Source organism: Shewanella electrodiphila (assembly GCF_023283985.1).
Classification (GTDB): Bacteria; Pseudomonadota; Gammaproteobacteria; order Enterobacterales; family Shewanellaceae; genus Shewanella; species Shewanella electrodiphila.
In genome coordinates this window covers 228,610-250,590 of sequence record NZ_JAKIKU010000007.1, presented here as the reverse complement: position 1 = coordinate 250,590, position 21,981 = coordinate 228,610, and the positions used below count along the sequence as shown (strand labels likewise).

Annotated in this window: 14 protein-coding genes and 1 riboswitch; of the genes, 5 read left to right on the top strand and 9 right to left on the bottom strand. The window is 41.0% G+C overall.

Annotated features, from left to right (window positions below; genetic code table 11):
• Nucleotides 1-96 precede the first annotated feature (96 nt).
• Nucleotides 97-1,104, top strand: coding sequence for a class I SAM-dependent rRNA methyltransferase (locus L2737_RS14425; protein ID WP_248956159.1), 1,008 nt, complete (start codon nucleotides 97-99; stop codon nucleotides 1,102-1,104).
• Nucleotides 1,105-1,180: 76 nt separating this feature from the next.
• On the opposite strand, the gene L2737_RS14420 is transcribed toward L2737_RS14425, so the two are convergent.
• From L2737_RS14420 to L2737_RS14410, 3 genes are all read right to left on the bottom strand, one after another.
• Nucleotides 1,181-2,515 (bottom strand): tetratricopeptide repeat protein, encoded by a 1,335-nt coding sequence (locus L2737_RS14420; protein ID WP_248956158.1) that lies wholly within the window; start codon nucleotides 2,513-2,515, stop codon nucleotides 1,181-1,183.
• Between the two features lie 369 nt (nucleotides 2,516-2,884).
• Nucleotides 2,885-4,651, bottom strand: coding sequence for an alkaline phosphatase D family protein (locus L2737_RS14415; protein WP_248956157.1), 1,767 nt, complete (start codon nucleotides 4,649-4,651; stop codon nucleotides 2,885-2,887).
• A 203-nt stretch (nucleotides 4,652-4,854) separates the two neighbouring features.
• Nucleotides 4,855-6,279 (bottom strand): hypothetical protein, encoded by a 1,425-nt coding sequence (locus tag L2737_RS14410; RefSeq protein ID WP_248956156.1) that lies wholly within the window; start codon nucleotides 6,277-6,279, stop codon nucleotides 4,855-4,857.
• A 50-nt stretch (nucleotides 6,280-6,329) separates the two neighbouring features.
• Nucleotides 6,330-6,407, bottom strand: a riboswitch (cyclic di-GMP riboswitch).
• A gap of 352 nt (nucleotides 6,408-6,759) precedes the next feature.
• On the opposite strand from L2737_RS14410, the gene L2737_RS14405 reads away from it, so the two are divergent.
• Nucleotides 6,760-6,969 (top strand): TOBE domain-containing protein, encoded by a 210-nt coding sequence (locus tag L2737_RS14405; RefSeq protein WP_102528454.1) that lies wholly within the window; start codon nucleotides 6,760-6,762, stop codon nucleotides 6,967-6,969.
• A 473-nt stretch (nucleotides 6,970-7,442) separates the two neighbouring features.
• Complete coding sequence (gene gltS, locus L2737_RS14400) at nucleotides 7,443-8,666, top strand: sodium/glutamate symporter (protein WP_229370759.1); 1,224 nt, start codon at nucleotides 7,443-7,445, stop codon at nucleotides 8,664-8,666.
• Nucleotides 8,667-8,727: 61 nt separating this feature from the next.
• Here the strand turns inward: gltS and L2737_RS14395 are convergent, their stop codons facing one another.
• The 4 genes from L2737_RS14395 to L2737_RS14380 form a co-directional block, all read right to left on the bottom strand.
• Nucleotides 8,728-9,813: a hypothetical protein gene (locus L2737_RS14395; RefSeq protein ID WP_248956155.1), complete on the bottom strand. Its 1,086-nt coding sequence runs from the start codon at nucleotides 9,811-9,813 to the stop codon at nucleotides 8,728-8,730.
• A complete protein-coding gene (locus L2737_RS14390; RefSeq protein WP_248956154.1) occupies nucleotides 9,810-10,334 on the bottom strand; it encodes a (2Fe-2S)-binding protein in 525 nt (174 codons plus the stop codon). The genes L2737_RS14395 and L2737_RS14390 overlap by 4 nt, the downstream gene beginning before the upstream one ends.
• Nucleotides 10,334-13,099 (bottom strand): xanthine dehydrogenase family protein molybdopterin-binding subunit, encoded by a 2,766-nt coding sequence (locus tag L2737_RS14385; protein WP_248956153.1) that lies wholly within the window; start codon nucleotides 13,097-13,099, stop codon nucleotides 10,334-10,336. The genes L2737_RS14390 and L2737_RS14385 overlap by 1 nt, the downstream gene beginning before the upstream one ends.
• Nucleotides 13,100-13,315: 216 nt before the next feature.
• Nucleotides 13,316-13,591, bottom strand: coding sequence for a YecH family metal-binding protein (locus L2737_RS14380; RefSeq protein WP_248956152.1), 276 nt, complete (start codon nucleotides 13,589-13,591; stop codon nucleotides 13,316-13,318).
• A 157-nt stretch (nucleotides 13,592-13,748) separates the two neighbouring features.
• On the opposite strand from L2737_RS14380, the gene L2737_RS14375 reads away from it, so the two are divergent.
• A complete protein-coding gene (locus L2737_RS14375) occupies nucleotides 13,749-14,075 on the top strand; it encodes a DUF2956 domain-containing protein (RefSeq protein WP_248956151.1) in 327 nt (108 codons plus the stop codon).
• A gap of 156 nt (nucleotides 14,076-14,231) precedes the next feature.
• Here L2737_RS14375 and L2737_RS22355 read toward each other — a convergent pair whose 3' ends face one another.
• Nucleotides 14,232-19,262 (bottom strand): S8 family serine peptidase, encoded by a 5,031-nt coding sequence (locus tag L2737_RS22355; protein ID WP_283108352.1) that lies wholly within the window; start codon nucleotides 19,260-19,262, stop codon nucleotides 14,232-14,234.
• 384 nt (nucleotides 19,263-19,646) lie between these two features.
• Between L2737_RS22355 and L2737_RS14355 the strand changes: the two genes are divergently transcribed.
• Nucleotides 19,647-20,585, top strand: coding sequence for a LysR family transcriptional regulator (locus L2737_RS14355; protein WP_248956150.1), 939 nt, complete (start codon nucleotides 19,647-19,649; stop codon nucleotides 20,583-20,585).
• An 81-nt stretch (nucleotides 20,586-20,666) separates the two neighbouring features.
• On the opposite strand, the gene L2737_RS14350 is transcribed toward L2737_RS14355, so the two are convergent.
• Entirely contained in the window at nucleotides 20,667-21,962 is a 1,296-nt protein-coding gene (locus tag L2737_RS14350) for a hybrid-cluster NAD(P)-dependent oxidoreductase (RefSeq protein WP_248956149.1), read from the bottom strand.
• Nucleotides 21,963-21,981 lie beyond the last annotated feature (19 nt).

The window sequence follows — 21,981 nt, the reverse complement described above, 5'->3', positions numbered from 1 at the left end:
AATCTACAATTTAGTTTTAATGCGCTTTTACCGACAGATGCGCCCAAGCTTGATATAATTACGCATTATTCAATTTTCTTGTCACCGAGCATTTTTATGTCACTTCAGTCTTCGTTAACCCAAGCCATTAATCAAAGAGCAGATTTTCTCGCTCAATCCGAAGTCAATCAAACAGATTGCTTTCGCTTATTTCATGGCACTGTAGAAGGCGAAAATGGCCTTAATATTGACCGTTACGGTAACGCTTGGCTTATTCAAACATTTCATCAAACATTAACTGAAGAACAACTAGAACAAATAACCGATTTACTCACTGCTCTAACGCCTTTGCCTGTGATCTATAATGATCGTGCTAAAAGAAATTCTCGAATAGAAAACAACTTACAAACTGAACATCATGAGTTTGCTTGCTCAGAACAAGTTATCCAGGAGAATGGAATAAAGTTCACCTCTAAACTTCGCCATGAAGGCCAAGACCCATTATTGTTTCTTGATATGCGTATAGGCAGAGAATATGTACGAGCCAATAGCCAAGATAAAACAGTATTGAACTTGTTTTCGTACACTTGTGGTATTGGTACCGCTGCTGCTATGGGCGGAGCAACTCGGGCTGTTAATGTGGATTTTTCATCTTTTGCCCTTGCAGCAGGTAAGAAAAATGCAGAGCTAAACCATGTATCAGAAGTTTGTGAGTTCATTCAAAGTGATGCGTTTCCTGCCCTAAGGCAGCTAGCAGGACTTAAAGTTGGCGGTCGTCGCGGCCAAAAACTACCAAAGTATCCAAAACTGGCAGCAACTCAATTTGACCTAGTCTTTTTAGACCCACCTCGTTTCGCTAAAAGCCCTTTCGGTACCGTTGATTTAATTAATGATTATCAAGGTTTATTTAAACCTGCCATGTTAGCCACAAAAGACGGCGGTACTATTGTTTGTTGTAATAATGTCGCTAAAGTTGACCGAGAAGCTTGGTTAAATAGCCTAGTACGCTGTGTAGAAAAGCAAGGGCGTCAGGTAAGCGCTATCGAATGGCTTCATTGCCATGAAGACTTCCCTTCATTTGATGATAACCACCCGTTAAAAATCGTGGCGTTAAATATTGATTAGTCATACAGAACATTACGTTTGCATAAAAGCCAGTTAATGGTTTTTATGCAAATGGAACGCAAAGGTACAACAGCTATCACTCAACCACTTCTTGCTTTGTAGATTGCTTTAGCCAATTCAACTTGGCTAAATACTTCTGCTGACTCTCGCCCATTGAAGTAAGTGATAACGCTTGTTGAATGGTTTTTTCAGCACTGACATATTTCCCCAAAGCATTCTGCGCTTTCGCCAATTCATAATAAGCTTGATGATAATAAGGGCTGTTATTAATGAACTTTTTAAAATAAGTTTCTGCCGCTGAATAATGTTGTAAAGTTAATGCCTCTATTCCCATCGAATACCAACCGTAGGGGGTATCATTTTCAAGTTGTAGCAATTGTTGAAGAACGGCATCCGCTTCAAGTGCTTTCCCTTGTTCAGACAGGGAGTATTGATAGTTACTCAACAAGCTAAGTGAATTCGATTCAAACTGTAACCCATATTGATAATACGCATCTGCAATTTGGTGTTCGGCAACGCGCCTATGCACTACTGCCATCATATTGATCAATGGTACATACCGAGGAGCCAACGAGAGCCCTTTTTCAAGAAGTGTATAAGCATAGGTTAATTCGCCCGCTAATAAAGCATCAGCTGCAAGGTTACGATAAAACATTGCAATAAATTCATGCTCACTCACCACCCCACCAGTGCGATCATTGCTATCTGGGAAATAGTCAATCACAGTAAATTCACTACCGTTTAAATACACGCCGCCAGCATCGGTTTCATACAAAAATGTTCGAACATGATCAGAAGTTATAATAAGGTCATTAGAAATATGCGTTAATAATGGTGCCGAGTGAACGACCTGAAATACAGCTCTTACGTCTAAGTGCTTTGCAACTCCATAGGTCAGCATCGCCAATGCCATACAGTTACCCGCGCGCTGCTGCCAAGCTTGAGAAGTGCTGTAATTCAAGCCCTCATAATTAAAGTTGACCATTTTATCTTCAATAAATCGGGCAACTTGATACCTTTTCGACAAACCGACAATATCGTCACGGGCTATAAATTCATTAAGCTCTTGTTTCTGCTGTGGTAGTAACTCTGACAAACTTTCAATTGAAGGCACTGTTGATGGCGCTTCGGGCTTGATGAAATAGCTCGCAGTTTCCGGCATGGGTAATGAAGCTGCTGAGGGTGTTGATGTTGTTGAGCTACAAGCACTCAATAAAGAGCAACTTAGCACCCCAACAGACAATATAAATTTTGAATTAAACTGAGGGCCTAGGCCTAGCAATGGGCTTTTAAGTCGCAAGCTTTTAAGCAATGAGCTTTTAAGTAATGACCCTTTAAGCAATGGCTTTATATATAACGGGGTAAATAGCTGTTTTTTGAAATATGGGTTCAACATTTTTTTGTTCGACATCCTTGGCGTAACCTTCCCTTTCTAACGACCACAACTTCACTCATCATTAGATGAGCATTTAATCATTTAAGTTAAGCTAGCATGTTTTCTGCTTACATTTCCAGCACCAACCTCGCCACTAGCATTTACTCTCAAGATAAATTCTTATTATCAACAATATACATGACTCTTCAGATAGCACTGCATATCCGTTTGAGCTGCCAAGCTCAATGAGTATAGTGTGAAGATTTTTAGAGATTCATTAACAAGGATTAATAGTCAAAGTTGGGTAAATTAGAAGCTCAGTAAACAAAAAAGCTACCTAATAGGTAGCTTTACTATACTCTCTCAAACACACTCTAAAACGCGCTTTAAAATCAAAGCTTCACTTTAATTTATGGCAGGATTACCCGCAGCACTGGTCACGGAGTGTGAACGAGACGAGTTCTCAGTAAAGGTCTTACTTGCAATGGTATCCACATACATCCATTCACTTTTTACTTCATCTTGAGTAAATGTCAGTAATAACAAACCACGATCGTTAATATTGGTATATTTAAGATTAGTAACAAGATCCACCAAAGCCGCTTCAGTTGCTGGAATTTGCTCATCTGGTAAGCCTAAGTAATATTCAAGACCTGGGGATGTCACTGAACTCGTTGCAAACTCAACCCCAACAGTATCCCCTGCTGCATCAGTTAAATCACTTGCCCAAGCATTATGAGTATCACCTGCGATGACAACCAAGTTATGTCCCATAGACTTCGCTGACGCGAAAATGACTTCACGTTCATAAGCATAACCATCCCATGCATCTAGATTGTATGGAATGGCAGGTAATTGCAGTAACGCTAGTACTTCATCAGTCAGTTCAGCTTGGTTCTGTTGTAAATAGGCTAACTCTTCAGCGGTGAGACTCGGATCGCCAGCTTGTGCTCTTGCTGCTAATTGCGCTAATCCGCCTAAACGAGCAAATTCAGGAATACTCATTTGCAGTGTAGCAATAGCAGCTGGTAGTAACATGCTCCCCATTAACACTTGCTGCCCTAATACTTGCCATTTTGCCGTTGACTGTAATAGTGAGCTTTGCAGCCATAATAATTGCTCTTGACCTAGCATGGTTCGCTCTGTATTGGTGACATCAGCCATAAACTGCTGGCTATCAAATGCACCTGTTGCAGGATCTGTGTAAGTGGCATATTCCAATTGTTTATCACGAGCTAACACACGAGTGTCCAGCATATGTAAATCGACTAAATCTCCGAATGCAAAACTACGGTAGATTTCCTCATGGTTACCTTCTGTCCATGGTCTAATTGGCAACCACTCAAAGTAAGCTTGCAACGCCGCTTGTTTTCTTGTGTCGAAATCACCTTCGTCATCATTATGATTTTCAGCGCCATCACGCCAAGTATCATTCGCGACTTCATGATCATCCCAAACGGTAATAAATGCGACAGCAGAGTGCAGCTTTTGCAAACTTGTGTCAGTGCGATACTGGCCATAACGAGTACGGTAATCGGCCAATGTAAATAGCTCACCTTCGGGTAGCACTTGTCGGTCATACTCTACGGCTTTTTCACTGGCATATTCACCGCGAGCATATTCGTAAATATAATCCCCAAGATGGATCACAGCATCCAAATCATCTTGCTGAGCAGCTAATTCATATACATTAAAATAACCGGCTGGGTAATTAGCGCATGACATAACAGCAAATTTAGCAGCACTCACAGCGCCTTCAGGTAAGGTGCGCCCTTGACCTACAACAGATACTTTATTAGCAGTTTTAAAGCGATAGTAATAAATTGTGCCCGCTTCTAAACCAACGGCATCGACTTTAACAATAAAGTCTTGATCTACAGTCGCTACCATTTGGCCATCTGTCACGACTGAGTCAAAATTTTCATCTGTAGCCACTTCCCATGACACTTTCACTTCGTTATCTTGCGAATTTTCTGGCGTTGCTCTGGTCCATAAAATAATCGCATCGTGAGTAGGATCACCACTTGCTACACCATGAAGAAAGTCTGCATTAACGCTCTTTTCATCGTCATCATCAAAAACGCACCCCATTAAGCCACATGAGACAACCACAGCCCCAACACCTTTTGAAGACATCGCCAAAAAATCACGTCTCGTCACTGACAACTTCATACCTATTCCTTTATTTATAATTGTTACTGATACGATTACGATTAGAGCATCTAATCTAATTGGATTATTGTGAGAGAATTTTGTGACACCAACATGATCAAAGTGTGACGAATAGAGTTCGTTACTCGGTGAGCTTTATAGCACTTTTAAACAGCAAAAAAAAAGCTACCCGAAGGTAGCTTTTTAGAGTCTAAAAACTGAAATTAATCTTCAGTTGTCAAATTAAGACTGTTGACTTCAATACCTAAACTGTAAGAAATATAGCCTTCTTGAGTTTCAGGGATCTGGTCCGTTCTATCTGTGATAACCACTTTAGATAAACGACAACCTTGGTAAAACTCTGGAGCGAAGTTGTATTCAAAAATATCACTGGTTTGAACTTCATAAGGGTTTTCTGGATCCGCAGAGTAGTGTTGGTTCGCTAATAGTGTGCGACCATTTTGGCTTTCGTCCTCACAGCCTATTAACTTAATACCGATAACCCCTTTCTCAGCGTAAGTTAAATACGTTTGATCATTTGCAGTAAATTCATTGAATTTAAGAGTTTTACCAGCAATAGGGCAAGCAGCATTAATACCGTTCTGTCTCATGGTTAACTTAAGCTTACCCGCTTGACCTAGCGTTAAAAACTTATCATTAGAAGTACTAAAAACATTCGAAACGGTAGAGCGATCAGGGTTCGTACTTACTTTTTCCCCTTGAATCCACTCTATGTTAGCAGCTGTCAAATCACAGCCGATAGATTGAGGGTCGACATCCCCAACTAAACAACGTTTTAACGCTCGCGTGTGGGCAGCATAATAAGCCGAACATTCCAGCTCGCGTTCATTATCAGCTGTTTTAAAAGCTTGAACTCCGCGGATTAAAATACCGTAACTATCAGGAAAGCCACTATCACGTAGAATTAGCGGTGTATAAAAGCGATCAGCAGTAAATGTTATCCAGGCTTTCTTAAAGCCCTGATCTAATGACTCGCCTTCAACTGCATCAATAGAGAGTTTATGCTTTTCAGAACCGACTCGAACAATCAAATCGCGAAATGCTTGCGCTTCATTGCGAGCACCAAGACTTTCATAATCATAATCGCGCTTTTGATATTTAACTGAAATAGCGTATTCAGCACCTGGTACAGTAGGTACATATGTACGCATTCTGACTGTACCTAGCTTTTGTTCATTATTACATGCATGCGTATCAAGTTCTGCTGCGTAACCTTCACCATCAATGCCATAAGTAGTGGCATAACCCACTTCCATACGCGCGTCACAAGCTTGATTACGGAGCTGTTTGATAGCAGCTCGGCGCTCATCACCGTCCAATGACTTTACGTTTTCCCATTCAGCAGGAAACATTTTCTTCAGTGTTTTTCGAGTCCACTGCACGTCAAAGTACATTTTACCATCTTCAGAATAAAGCGCTTTCAATTCGCGTTTAAGTGAATTGGGGTTTTCCTCTTGTAGTTCTGAAAAGTCGAGGTCATCAATAATCCCCCAAGTACCATTATTAAACTGGTCTTCATAGCCATAAAAGTATTGACCAGCAACAAGCTCTAGATCATTAGCTTGAGCCATAGAAACTGTGGAGCAAGACAGTGCTAACAGCATCCCTAACTTCTTTGTTAATTTCATATAAAATCCTAGTGTTATAAGTTGTACAAACAATCTGCCATCTTTTAACACTCAGTAATGCAGCCCACAGACCTGCCTGTGCTGTCACTTTGCGTCCTCATTTTACAACGAGTTTGCCGTTAGAGTATCTATTACATCCTAAATCTAAGCACATTTTAACATTGACCACATCAGGTTAACAAGTCAAAATATTGACAAACACAAAACCAATAAGCAACTGAAAAATAACCACTTAAATTAAAACGAAAAACTTTTGACTAGTAATTTATATCAAAAATACAACTTAAGAATGACAATAAATTAGCAAGATAAATTACATTTTTATCACTTAAAGTGCGAAGCAACCCTCAAATATCCAAAATAACGACTAAACTATTCTCATTAGTCGTACAAGACGATTGCAAATACATTTTTATAATATAAATTATCTATAAGTATCATTTAGATACGAAAAAATAACACACAAGGATTACAAACATTATGAAGATCAGTGCACGCAACTCGCTCGTTGGAAAAATTCTTTCAATTGAAGAAGGTTCAGTCAACAACGAAGTAGTTATCGAGCTTGCTCAAGGCGTAGAAATCACTTCTGTTGTGACGAAAAAATCTTGTGAGCAACTAGGTTTAGTGGTTGGCGGTAATGCTTACGCGATTATCAAAGCAAGCAATGTGATGGTTGCAGTAGACTAATTCAGCTAAACCGTTAGCTTGATACAAGCGATTTCAATCACTTGTTGAATGATGAGGTTTATCAGAACAAAGTGGAATTCATAACATAATTGGGTTCCACTCTTTAATGCAATAGAAATCAAGAATCTCATTGCGGGATCAGATTTAGCGTACTTTTTGTCACCACTGTAGATTGAATTCACCAGCCAGATCTCTCGGGATTTATCACCCTCAAAAACGCAACAAACCGAACCTAGCAACTTTACATTCACAACTATTACGCTAACATTCCTCTCAATCCCTTTAAGACCATGTTAATTACAGCTTCGATCAGCTGGTTAATCCTTCATTTGGCTTTAATCTCATTATATTTAGCTTCTTCATAATCTATAATCAGCATAACTAATTAATTTGAGTCATATATAAAAGGCATACCATGTGGTGATGCGTTACGGCAGTGCGTAATTTTTTTTACTGCTACAAAGAGGAGTTTCATGAATACAGTCTACTCAATTGGAGAGCTTGAATCGTTTCTTATCGCGATTTTAGTTTTATTCATCGGCCATAGCGTTAACCGTCACGTTGCCGTTTTCAGAAAATACAATATTCCAGAACCTATTGTAGGTGGCTTGATTGTCGCTGGAATCATCACGGTTTTGCATTTTAATAATGTCAGTCTGCAGTTTAGTTTATCGATGCAGAATACCTTAATGCTGATGTTTTTCAGTTCGGTTGGGTTAGCGGCCAGCTATAAGCTGTTGCTCAAGGGTGGCAGTAAAGTCTTTTTATTTTTAGGTATTGCTTCTCTCTACATTATTATTCAAAACGGTGTCGGTGTAGGCATGGCCTCAGCACTCGGTTTAGAACCAATAATGGGGCTTATTGCTGGTTCTATTACTCTCTCTGGTGGACATGGTACTGGTGCAGCATGGGCGCAAACATTCCAAGACTCTTACGGCATTAATACGCTTGAATTTGCCATGGCTGCTGCAACTTTCGGTCTTGTTATGGGCGGTATTATTGGCGGGCCAGTCGCGCAGCGCTTAATTAATAAGAACAACTTAGTGTCATCTTATGGTGTTGGTGGTAATCATCATAAAGATCATCCTGATTTGGTCACCTATGACCAATTAGAAGAAGACAGAGTCACTGCAAAACGTATATTAGAAACCTTGTTTACATTATTGCTTTGTGTTGCAGGTGCTAAGTGGTTTGGCAGCTTTGTACATGAATCAGGGCTCACTTGGCTTAAAATGCCTGACTTTGTGTATGCATTATTCTTAGGTGTTGTTATCACTAACATCACTGAGTTAACCCGTGGATTTAAAATCAATAAAGAAAGTGTTGATATATTAGGCACAGTGTCATTGGCCTTATTTTTATCTATGGCATTGATGAATTTAAAGTTATGGGAAATTTTTGACCTTGCAATCCCATTACTAATCATCTTGCTGACTCAAGGTATTATCCTGGCATTTTTTGCTTATTTCGTGACATTTAGGTTGATGGGTAGCAATTATGATGCCGCGGTAATGGCAGGTGGTCACTGTGGGTTTGGTATGGGAGCAACACCAACCGCAGTAATGAATATGGGTGCATTAGTATCAAGAACAGGCCCTTCTCCACAAGCCTTTATGGTAGTGCCAATTGTAGGCGCGTTCTTTATTGATATTGTTAATGCCATAATCTTGCAAGGCTATTTAAGCGTGATAGGCTAAGCCGTCACCTGTGATAAAAAACGCCACTCAATAGTGGCGTTTTTTTATGGCATCAGTTCATTCAACTACCTGTTATTGGAATTAATTGACACTGAAGTTGCTGAGGATTATCGCAGCATGACAACAAAGCTGATACTGAAGGACTGTATACCTGTTGCCAAAACGCTTGGCTATGGAAATTATTAATCGGCATCCAAGTACTCAAAGGATACTGGTTCGCTAATAGATCCCCTCCCTTAACAGGTAATGCCATTCCAGAGGCGACTTGAATATTACCAGGGAATGTTTGTCCCGTTTCAAGATCGACATTAACACAACTCCCTAAATTACCAATCCGATGACAAGTGGTACAGGTATTTCCCTCGGTTTCAATGCTTGAAGACGTTGGCCACAGAGCAAAATCACCAATCGCATTATTATATGGTCCGAATGGATCAACCGGCACATGTTGCCAAACCTGCCCTATATATGGACTATACATAAACGGATCTGCATCATGACAACCACCACAATTCTTGCTCACTGTATCAAGCGGCTTCCACCAAAAAGTCATTGCATCAACATGCCCTGGAGGAGGACTGACTTCATTAGGTGGTGGTACCCTTGAAGCATCAAATCCGGCACTTGTTCCAGAAGGGGCTTCAGCATGAAACCAACACGTATCACCTGTAGTGGTACTATGCAAAATGACGTCAACTTCGTCATATAACGGACTATCATCGGGTCGAAGGTATTTTCGGCGACAAAAAGCAGATATTTGAGTTGTCTTATTTGATAAATCTAACACCTTAGAATAAGGAGTACACTGGCCAAAAGTGCCTTCACCATAAGGCAATAATGCAGGACGGTCGCAAACCACATTTTGCGTATACCCTTGATATTCTGGTATTTTCCCATCAACTGTAATTGGCACATCAACCCCGTCATTACAATCAAATGCTGGCACCTCAGCAACCAAGTTTGCGCACTGTTGGCCATACTCAATAATCGATTGGTTTGGCTCTACAATAACCACTTCATCAATCACTGAACTCTGCTTCTGCTGAGATGATGTACCCAAGCTATCACAGCCAATCAAGGCTAAAACACATATTGAGTGGCAAATATAAAATAACCAAGCTGGTAAAAATCGTTTATCCCCCTTCATGACAAGTGCTCCCTCGTTAAAGGCAACGCTAATTCTCTGATTGCTTGATAATATCTAACATAGCCACTACAGCGACAAATATTGCGGCCAACACCCTGCTCTATGGCATCATCCAGCTCATTCTCTGAAATGGGAGAAAGCTGTAACTTCTGCAATAACACCCAGGTGGCCATCAAAAATCCAGGAGTACAATAGCCACATTGAAAAGAAAAGTGCCTTAAAAAAGCTTGCTGAAGAGGTAACAATTCATCTCCTTGTTGTAATCCTTCTACAGTAAAAATTTCTAAGCCTGTCAAACTATCAACCGGAGTTGAACAAGATAAAGTCGTTTGCATTGCTGCGTTAGGGCCATTTCTAGTGGCAACAGTACACGCTCTGCACTCTCCTATACCACAACAAAATTTAGTCCCAGTTAACCCTAGTCGTTCATGTAGATAATCAACTAAAGCCATATCACCATCAGTAGTAGGCGCTTCAGTTTCCTCACCATTTACCACAAAAGAAATCCGTAAATTATCCATTAGATTGCCGTCCTTATTGCCGCTGGCGTTACAGGTAACTGTGTAAAACGATGTTGAGTTGCCATCGCTAATGCGTTGAGAATAGCTGGAGGAATTGGACACATTACAGCCTCAGCAATCCCCCGCGCAGTCGCTTCATTATCGGCAGGAGGCATAACCAGCAACTGTTGATTTAAAGGTACATTACCCATTTTCATTAGCTTATATTTATCTAAATTCCAATTGCCAGCACCTGGTCCTTCAGGACTTAAAGGGCAGTCTTCAGACAGTACATAACCCATTGCCATTGCAACACCACCTTGAGATTGGCCACTCACCAATTGCGGGCAATGTTGCACACCTGCACTCAACGCTGTAATACAATCTTCAACAACAACATAACCAGTGTTAGGATCGACAGATACCGCAATTAATGCCCCACTAGGTGCGTAAGTGCTACGCCCATAACGTGAATTAACCTTTGGTAGTGTAGTCATATTAGTTCGAGTGACAGTCTGTAAAGCATTAGGCGAGGTGCCAAGGGCAATATAGTCTAAAGGCAGAGTGATTGGATTTTGGCTTGATGAAGAAAAGCTAAAGTCAGCATTGACGAACTCGCCAACAAAGCTGGCATGAACGGCAGCGCTATTGGGTAGTTGCTGACTAAAAATTACTTCAACAATCTGGCTCCATTCAATAGCAGGAAACCCTTCTAGACTGATACTTCCTTGGGAGAAAGCTAACAGTTTATAGTCCACTTGTGTTTGCCAAAGCTGCTGTAAAGCCGGGATAACAGAGCCTATAAGTAGACTTAGCCCCGCATATGATACGGCATGGTATTGGTAAAAAGCCCCAAGACAAGCACTTGATGAACCCGATAACTGTGCCACTTGTTTCGCAGGGTCATCTTGAACATCTGATGGTTCGCAAGAAGGGTAAGCATCTATCTTCGTTAAGCCAAGATTATTAAAAAATCCAGCATCGCCCATCATAATATTACTGGCATTTTTCCCTAACCAAACAGATGGTGCTAAGCCAAGCGCCGTGGCTGCGCCATTACCCATATCGATATAGGGGGTGCGAACAGTAATGCTGCCATCAGGGTTAATCATCACAGCGCCAAACATACCATCACCACCGGTACCATACGCTTCGTTTGCTAACGCTAACCCCACACCATATTTAAGCCCTTGAGTGGCAAACTGTTGCTTTGTTGCCTCACGGTTAGTCCACAATGGCTGAGCTTCTAATGCATCAAGAATTTGGGGTAATTGTAAATCTTGCTGAATAGGTGCACCTGTTACCGTAGTGCTCTGATTATCAAGCAAGTTTAAACGGCGGAGAGTGAAAGGGTCTCGACCTGTATCTTCTGCAGCCTGATCCAATAAGGTTTCTAAAGCAATAAAGGCTTGTGGTCCACCAAACCCACGTTGCGACCCGCCAATTAAATCAGGTGTATCTAGAGCTTCACCATAAGCGATGATTTGCGGGATATTATATGCATTACAGACACTTAACGCTGCAAGTTCAGCAACATAAGGGCTTAAGTTTTTTCTTCCTCCCCCATTTAATGTAAAACTCGCAGTAACAGCTTGAATAAGGCCATTATCATCAATACATAAATTTTCTGTAAATTCAGTATGATGACGTTTTAACCCGACTTGAAATTGCTCAAATCTGTCTTGTGCCCAGCGCAATGGATAGCCATTAGCATAGGGCGCTGCCATGGCTAAATACATGGTAAAGTAAGAGCTATCACGCCCACCAAATCCTCCTCCTGGATAGCAAGCAATCAAATCTACTTCACTGACATTATGGGTACATTTTGCATTTCGAAATATTTCTGCTGCTCCAGATATATCCCCTGTGGGTGATTGAGTACCGAGTAATAAGTGCAGACGAGAGGATTGCTTGTCATACCAAGCTAAACCAGCCTCAGGCTCCATGAACATAGGATCCATAACTTGAGTGACATAATTAGCAGAATATTGCTGCCACACTCCAGAGGCAGTGTTAACCTCAATGGCAGAATTAATGTTGCTCTTTACTAAAGGACTGTGACTTTTATAGTACTCAGGCTCATCATGTACCACATTGAAGGGATTATCATTCAATGAGCCTTTTACATATTCATAAGAGTTACCATAAATACTCGGCTGAAGTGGAGTAACTGTATCACCATAAATAATAGTATCTTGATTAAATTGCAGGATTTTTTTAGCACGGCGATAGACATCAAAATTTGCAAAAATTAGCAAAGCTACAGGCTGGCCGTAATAATCAGCAACATGCCTACTCTTACACTTACTCTTACTCTTGTTCCTATTTTTGGCACACACAAAAAATGGCTTTTTCATATCACAACTAATATCCACTTTATCTTCAACCAGTTTGTGCGCATCAATAATGGTAATGGGTTGTAATTCGGCTGGGAGCATTGAAAGCTGATAATCCATTACAATCGTATTTATCCGATTGGTTCTTAGGGCATACATCACCCTTTCTTCAGCTTGATATGGCCAGCCATATTCCGCTAAATCGCGAGCACGAAAATCACGAGCATATATCTTTTGCCCCATGACTTTTGGCTTACCATCGATCCGCCATTGCGCAACACCAGGCTCAGGTGCCCATGCTGGCTCAGGGGAAATATCGGTTAAAGGTGGGGATTCTGCAGCAAGCAAAGAGATGGGAAGGCTTGAAATAGTAAAACTGACGGCAGCGCCACCAGCGATAGTTTTAATAAAACTGCGACGACTAATGGGGTGACTGTTAAGTTTGTTCATCCATGATTTCCTGCATCCTATGTTGTTTACAATTTAAGCAGGTGATAGGTAATTCATCAATGTCTTAATTAAAAAATGCTTTAGTGCTATGACAATATATCTCATTAAGACAGCGCATTTGTCACGATTAAAGAATCCAGTTACATTATTTACCCCCATAAAAAAACCAGTCAGAGACTGGCTTTTATGAATAATCAAAACTGAATTCTGTCTCATTTAATCGTGTGAGTGAGTCTCTTCACCATGCTCTTTACCCGCACAATGACCACATTGATTGATCTCAAAGCCAGTTTCAGTTTCAGTTAAACGGCCGTTGCTGATAAACAAATCAACCAACTGAGAACCCGTCATATCACTAGCACGACATGTGTGAAACTGTGCATTTTCGCCAAACTCTTGCGCCATAAGAGCAAGCCATTGTTGATGTGGCTGTGGCGTATTCTGCGCTTTCATCAACTTAATAACATTACGACCATGAATTGAGTCAGACATTTAACGATTCCTTATATTGAAAAAACCATTTTACGACAAAGCGCACACCCACTCATTGCGATAGCTCATGGTTTAACAATAATTAATCTACAATTTATCTTCGGTAGCAAGATTGGGTATAGTGTAGCGAGAATTTACATGGTGACAGTAGGCAGTGATGGCAAAGAGTATTTCTCAAGAAACCCAAAATGAAGCAATGAAGGTAGCAAAAGCCACTCAAAAGCCTTCGCAAACCAAAGAACAAACCAAGTTAATTGCGCTAGGCATCGAAAAAGGCATTGCTGAATACAAAAAGCAGCAAAAGGCCAAAGCCCGAGGAAGGGACAAACTGCGTAAGCAAAGCCTAAAGCTAAAATCTCAGCAAGAAAATACTGAGCAGGAAGAAAACATTATTGCACATCCATCAAACGCTAAACTTCCATGGATTTTATTAGTCGCTAGCTGGGTTGGCTTTTTAAGCTACGCCTTATTAAACGGCCAATAGAGCTCAGGTTAAAAGTTAACTTCCTCAATAAAAAAGGCCTCTCACGAGGCCTTTTGTTTAGGTTAGTTTGCTTAACATACTTGGAGTCTGTTGCTCTTTACAGGTTAACTTCTGTTCAAGATAAAAAACGTTGAAAGATCAACAGGCCCTAATTACTTAATGAGTTTTACGGCGACGAATTGCCAGTAAACCTAATCCACCTAATGCTAACCAGCCTAAACTACCACCACTTGAAGACTTCTTCTCTTCAGCCACTTGTTCAACTGGGAAGGCGCATGAACCATCATCGGTATTAGCGTTGGCATCATAATTAGTTGCATCTGAGTCAGTACAACCATTTTCAATACCATCAGAGGTAACTGTTAACATAAAGCTTGTTGATGCACTGTCAGATGGATATGCCATATCGTGCACCATCACGGTCACTAATGTTTCACCATGCCAATCTGCATCAGGCGTGATAGTGACAGTATCGCCATCGGCAACCGCAGTGATATTTTCACCTGACACTTGAATACCATTTACAGTCCCTTTTTGGTCAACATAAACCACATCAAGGCTTAAGTCAGTATTCTCAGCAACAGTATGATCACTCAAGCTTGCTAGTTGAATATTACTCGCTGAGCTCACCACTTCAGTCACGGTCACTAACTCAGAATCTGAATATTGGCTATTGACTGTTAGTGCGTTATCAACACCGACAGCATTAGCAGATACACGAGCTGAGAAAGTCACTTTCAAACCTGAGCTTTCAGGCCCTTGGTAGTTGGCACACACCAACATACCATCAGACACTTTGTCGTTAACATCATTAAAAGCAAACCCATCGCTTAACCAACCAGTTACAGGGCCAAAGGTGCCACGTTCACCGTAGTAACCGTGAAGACCAATGGAACCAAAGTGATCATTGCTAGTATGAATAGCTTTATAACCAAACATGATTTCATGCTGTCCTGGTGCAAAATCCAATTTAGTAGATATTATGGTTTCAACATCAAAATACGCTGCTGCATCCGGCGCTCGGTTACCCGTAAAGCGATTATAGATTTCTTCACCACCTTGCCACTGGAATACAAAGTAATCATCAATCACCGCACCATAAACAAGGTTAGCAGTAGCACCAACATCTTCACGGAAGCTTGCTTCAGGCATATAGACATCACCACGCCACAAAGGCGCAACTATTGTGTCAGGGAAGCTCTGGAAGCTATCGTTAAATTCACGATGGAAGTTATAGAAGTCAGGTAACTCATCAAACTTCACATAACCAAATGGTGAAATTTGCAGCAAGTCATGCAACATTTCTTGCTGTGCACCGTACAAAGGTACATGCGGTAAACCACTTTGCGACATCGGAATAGTTAAATACTGGTTAGAGTACCCACTAAGTCCTAAGTCTGTGAAACCATACTGAGTTGGAATATCTACATAGAGTTCGTCATCACCCTGCATTGAAGCTGGCACTCGACAAGTGTTATCAGTTTCATTGGTGGTGAATACATAATGACGCTTAGTATCCAATGATGATGGCTGCAGTGTATCAATAACAATGCTATTACCTTCAACAGTCATGTCATCTGCATAATGCTCAAGACCAGAAACGGTAATCGAATCGCTAAGCAACTGCAACCCAGGTGCAAGCTCTGCATTCAAGTTAAGTGCTCGTTCACCACCTAATAAATTAGGCTCTACAGAGACGGTAAAGTCTACAATATCTCCAGCTTTGGCTTGTGACTGACTGGCTTCAACCATAGTATCGGTACCAATATGCATCAACTTGACAGGTAAATAACCTAGGTTGTCGGCATTATAGCTATCAGAACCTAAACCAACATAGCCGTAGTAAAAATCACCTTCGGCTGCATCAGCAAGGTCATAGTTCAATTGCACATTGAAAGGCTCCATGCCATTGGTAGTCTCAGGTCCTTGAGCAGTTAAATTACCATTATCTTCATCACCAATGATGGCTAATGCAAAAATGATATTATCCGCTAAGTTATCAAAATCCTCATGGTCAAACTTATAGTTTGAACCATAAGCCCAGTATGTACCTGGGGTCGGATTATTGATTGCACAGTAATCGTTGTTATCAACTCTTGAGTAACAAATAGCTTCATCGTACCACTGAATTTCACCATCATTATTCACATCAAGACCAATATCCAATGAAGCATAGGCATTGTAATCAGCTTTAACGACTTCCCAAACGATGCGTTTAGTGCCTTCTGGTACGTCAAAGAAGGTCACCACTTGACCATCATCCATACGGGCTTGAGCAGTACTATCAAGGGCACGTACATCAGTACGTTGCATATTTACATCAAATAATTCAGCCTTAACTAAGCCATTTACAGCACTGTTAAAGCTTTGAATCTCATCAGTCATTATCTCAGGAGATAGAATATGGCCTTGCTGGCGATGAATTTGGCCAGAGATATTTTCAGGCATATTTTTACCACTATAACGAATACTCACAGGCAAATGCTGTATAGGCATTTCTGTGCTTTCTGGAGTAATCGTCACATCACCTAATAAACGTAAAGATGATGAGTCAGCACCTGGCGCTTGCACTTCCAACACTTTAGCTGTCAGTAAAATAGCTTGAGTTTCACCTTTCATTAAGCTGAAGCTTTTAGGTGATACCTCTAACTCCAGCATATCGGCACCTTCCATTTCCATAGTCTGTGCATCAACGGTGAAACTGCCATCTTGAGTCGCGGTAAAGGTTCGCATCATGGTGCAAGAACCACTACACGCTTCGTTATAAAAGTATGGAACGTTTAAAGTATTAACGGTGCCACCGTTACGTGGATTTGCAGCACGGTAATTATCACCTGTTTCATCCAACACTAAGCCAGCTTTATAGGCGCGCGCGACATTAATCACACCACTACCCGCATCGCTAAAACCTGCAGCCTCAATACCTTCAAATGGATACACTTCAACAGAGCGCGTCATACCTTCAAGACTTGCAGTGGTCATTAGCGCTGATTGAATTTCAGCAGGTGACCAACTAGGTTGTGCTTGCTTTAAAAGTGCCATAGCGCCAGCAACATGTGGCGCAGCCATCGAGGTCCCACTTATCGCGTGGTAATCACTTGGGATACCATTGGCGGAAAACGGCATATCATCAGCCCAAGCAGCATAAACATCGACGCCTGGAGCGGCTAAGTTTGGCGACATAACTTCTGGATTATCGAAATTATGGCCTCTTGAAGAGAAGTCAGCCACCATATCAGCTGTACGTTCTTTAGTAACGACAGTTGAAGCTGTGATCGTTAAATGATGATCACTACCTTCATTTAACCAATCAGACAAACCATAATAATCATTGCCGCTATCGCCATAAAATTCGCCATAGCTTATTTGAATACCTGGAATGGCATAAGGATCGTTGGCTAACGATTCATTAGCAGATGCATTACGTAATATGAAACCACCTGCGCCACCAGTTGCAACATTCACAGCTTTATCGACTCGCGCTATATCACCACGTTTACATACAACAATCGGCGCAACAGCATAAGGCTCACCATCAGGTGAGTTTAAGAAAAAGTCTGCAGGAAAAGGATCATTACATTTTTCATACTCCCAACCATAGTCTGCAGCTAACACGACTGGGCCAGTGTATTCATCGGTAATCCCGCTACCTTCAATGTCCAGGGGCGACTGCTCACCACCAACAAAGTCTGTTAGCATTTTGCCTTCTACACCAAATTCACGTGGGTGGGTGGTTGCCGCAACAGACGTTAACCAAGGTGATAGATGATCAATTGCACCTCTGCGGGCGTTGGCTTCAGTTGGGTCAAACGAATTACCTGCTGACGCAGATACTGAAATACCTGCTTCACGTGCTGATAAGAATGCCATTTCCATTGGGTCTTCCCATGGGAAAGCACCATATGCTGTACCAATTGAATAGTTAATGACATCCACGCCATCAGCAATGGCATCCTCTAGGCCAGCCAGTAACGCAGAACCTGGACAACCGGTGATGCCGTTTAAGGAGCCATCACCAGGTAAGCACACTTGATACATAATAACGTTGGCATGTGGAGCTACGCCTGATATGCGAGGTAAAATTAAGTCGGTAGGCTGACCATCACTTTCCACGCCAATTTCAGGCAGAGTGTAAGCTTTATTAAATAGTACATTACCGGCAGCAGTTGAGGCAGTATGCGATCCGTGACCGTTATAATCTTCACCATTTGCAGGTCGAAGTGGGCCGTCTATTTCCCACCAATTTTTATCTGGCTGGAAACTTTCGTCACTATAAGTGTCGGTAATGACATCGTAAGAGCGCACACCAATTAACTTATCATTACACATTGACTCAAATTCAGCCTGCTCACAGTCACCTAAATAACTATCATATCGAGCTGGGAGTTGATGCATATAACCATCGTCACCTTCTGCGGCAAACGACTCATGATCACTGTTAATTCCAGTGTCTAAAACCCCTACAACAATTCCTTGACCAGTAAACTCTTCACCAGTTATTTCACCAGTCCAAAATTTATCGGCACCAATATGCTGTGGGCCGACATCTGTGTGTAGTTCGTACATGATTTCACGCGTAACACTGACAACATTAGGTAACTCAAGCACACGCTCAGCCTGCTCTTGAGTCATTTTTATCGCTAATCCATTAAAAGCAAGTTGGTAATCAGCAACTTGTTTCACTTGTCCGACAGCACTTAAAATAGCTGTCGCCACATTTTCTTGTTGTTGTTTTAGGTAGCTAACATATGATTTTACATCACTGCTTTTTACATCAAGCTTGTCATGTAATTGTGGACTTAGTGCCGCTGGGATTTTATTGATTCTAGGAGTTGTTGCCTGTAGTCCTGCTACACCACCTTGATAAAGAGAAACGGGTGAATCAACTAATTGAATAATATAAGTCTGCTCACCACTGATATCAGCCTCATAAACAAAATCGACTTTTCGAGTTTGCGAATGCACCGCACGATGCACATTTCGCCCGTTACTATTTCGCTGTTGTGATTGCTCAGGATTAATTCGGTCTTTATTGCGATCTTCATTAAATTTTATAATGGCATCGGTTATCACAATAGGTTTTGCATTAGAACCTGAAGTGGAGTGACTTACACTATCCGCTGAGGCACCAACACCACCAGCATATATGGCCGCAAGGGTCATTATGTGCAATTTATTAAATTTCATTATTATTATTCCATCCTTGTAGATTGCCCAACCTCTTAGTGGGTTAGATAGAACATTGTTAACTTTTATTTAAATCTCGCGCTAATTGATTTTAAGAATAAACCAATAGCCACCTGGAATGGCATTAAATGACAAATTTTAAAATGTATAAATAGGACTTAACAAACAAACACTTGAAACAAAAATGAAATGTTTTTGATATAAAAAAGATAAGAAGTGAACAAAATAAATATGATAACTAATTTACATTTCTACTAAAAAGACAATAAATAGGAACCAAGGGTATTTGATAGTGACTTATATATTTATATTACTTCATAAACCTCACCTCAAATAAAATTACTAAAAACTATAAATAATTTAACTAACAAAATTAGGTAGGGCATGGAATTAAGAAATATAAAACACTTTGTAGCATTATCTGAATATAAGCATTTCAGTCGAGCAGCAAAAGAATTAAATATTACCCAGCCAACACTATCCAAAAGTTTACAAAAACTAGAGTTGCTCGTTGGAGGAAAGTTATTCTTACGAGACTCTAAAAATATGTCTATGACGCCACTAGGCAAATTGATGTTAAAGCATGGAAAAGCTATTTTAAAAGAGCATGATGACATGCTACAGGCACTCGCTTTGTTTCACGGGGAGAATGAATTAACCATCAATATTGGCGCCAGCCCCATTCCATCAAACAGTCTAGTCGGGCCAATCTTAGGAGAATACATTAACTCAAGGCCAAATATGACCTTAGAGCTAAGTGTTGATGGTTGGAAAGAACTAACTCAACAGTTACTTGAAGGGGAATTAGATTTATTTGTAGCTGAATCAGATTTTAACGGTTTAGATAATCAATATGAGTTAAGCGTGATAGAACTACCGCCATTCCCTGTCGTCTTTTGCTGCCGCCCAGACCACCCACTCGCCAAACTATCTCTACTGAGTTTAGATTCATTTAGAGATTACTCTTTAGCAATACCAAGACACTTACCAACCAGCATTCTTAACCAGTTCGAGGACTTATTTAAGCAGCGAGATAACTTTTGTGGCCAGATTCGCTTCGATCAATTCCACTCCATTAAAGACTCAATAATGAATGCAGATCTGGTCGCCCTAACTCCCGAAATAGCAGTTAGAAAAGAAATACAACAAGGTAGATTAATAGCATTATCTCCACAGTTAATGCCTAAACTTACCGCTAAATTTAGTATCATTACATTGGCTGGTAAGATACAAAATCAAGCGGTGAATACCTTCATTGAACACTTAATAAAACGCACTTTAGCCGTTAATGCCAGCCATCAATCTCAGCTTGAGTCAGCATAAAATTGATTAATGGCTCTCGATATTGGCTCATAAAAAACACCGTCTGAATGCTTGCTTTAAAAATATCAATCTATTGCTAAGTTACATTTTTAACGTCACATCTGAAGTGATTTTCGTAGAGCAAGCCAATACATAACCCGCGGCAATTTCTTCAGGCGTTAATGTCATCGTACTACTCGACTCTGTCGTCCCTGAAGTCACCTGACACTTACATGCACCACATACGCCGCTGCGACAGGCTGCAATAATTGGTAGCCCTTCAGACTCAATACCATCAAGTAATGTTTGCTCAGTGGAAAGCGAAATCGATTTATCTGCTATTTTCAGCATGAATTGACGACTGTCGTCACTACTTGAATCACTAACAAGCTTGTCTGACTTTATCGCCCCGGTGAAGCTCTCTTGATGGAAGTTTTCCATTTCAAATCCACTAGCTTCAACCAATGACTTAACCGCAACCATATAAGGTTCAGGGCCGCAAACAAACACAGTACGCTCCATAAAATCAGGAACAAATTTAACGAGTTTATCGATATCTAAACGCCCTAACATACGACTATCATTCGCCGTATGGTTAACGCCTTCAACAAGTTCAGGAGCTGCTTCAAGTAAGTAATGTAAACTGAATTTGGCACTACGGTGCGCCATCGAACTCAAACCATCAGCAAAAATAATATCGTCATTACTGCGTGCACTGTGCACAAAGGCAATATCGCTGCCCACTCTGGCATCTAACAACCAGCGAGACATAGAGTACATTGGTGTGATACCACTGCCAGCACTTAAAAATAAGTACTTTGTAGCAGGAATATCCACTAAATTAAACGCCCCATCTGGCCCCATTATTGTGACCACATCTCCCTCGTTGACGTTATCAGCAACAAAGTTTGACACCTTGCCACCCGCAATTCGCTTGACCGTCACTACGATTGAGTAAGGACGAGAAGGTGAAGATGACATGGTGTAACTGCGATAAACTATTTCACCATCAATCTCGAGCTTAAAGGTAATAAACTGACCAGGCTTATAGTTAAACTTAACTGGTGTTAAGCCTTGAAACCGAAAACTAACTACATCATGAGTTTCGTTCCACTTCTCAACACAGCGAAGCTTAATATCGCCACGCTGCCAATCATCTGCACTTAGTAGTGAAGCATCATCATTTACTGTCGCTGTTTTAGCTTGAGTAGCGTTAACTTGAGCAGCGTTAACTTCGGACTTAACTTCAGATTTAATCTCTACAGTCTTCTTAGCTGTGTTTGCCAATGCACTCGACATTGAAAAACCAGCGGCTGGCTTCTTCTCTGCTTTGTCGTCATCTTTAGTTGACTGCACTGCTGACAACGCAGCTGAAAATGAAAATCCTGATGAGCTCATAAGGCACCTGTTACTGGGT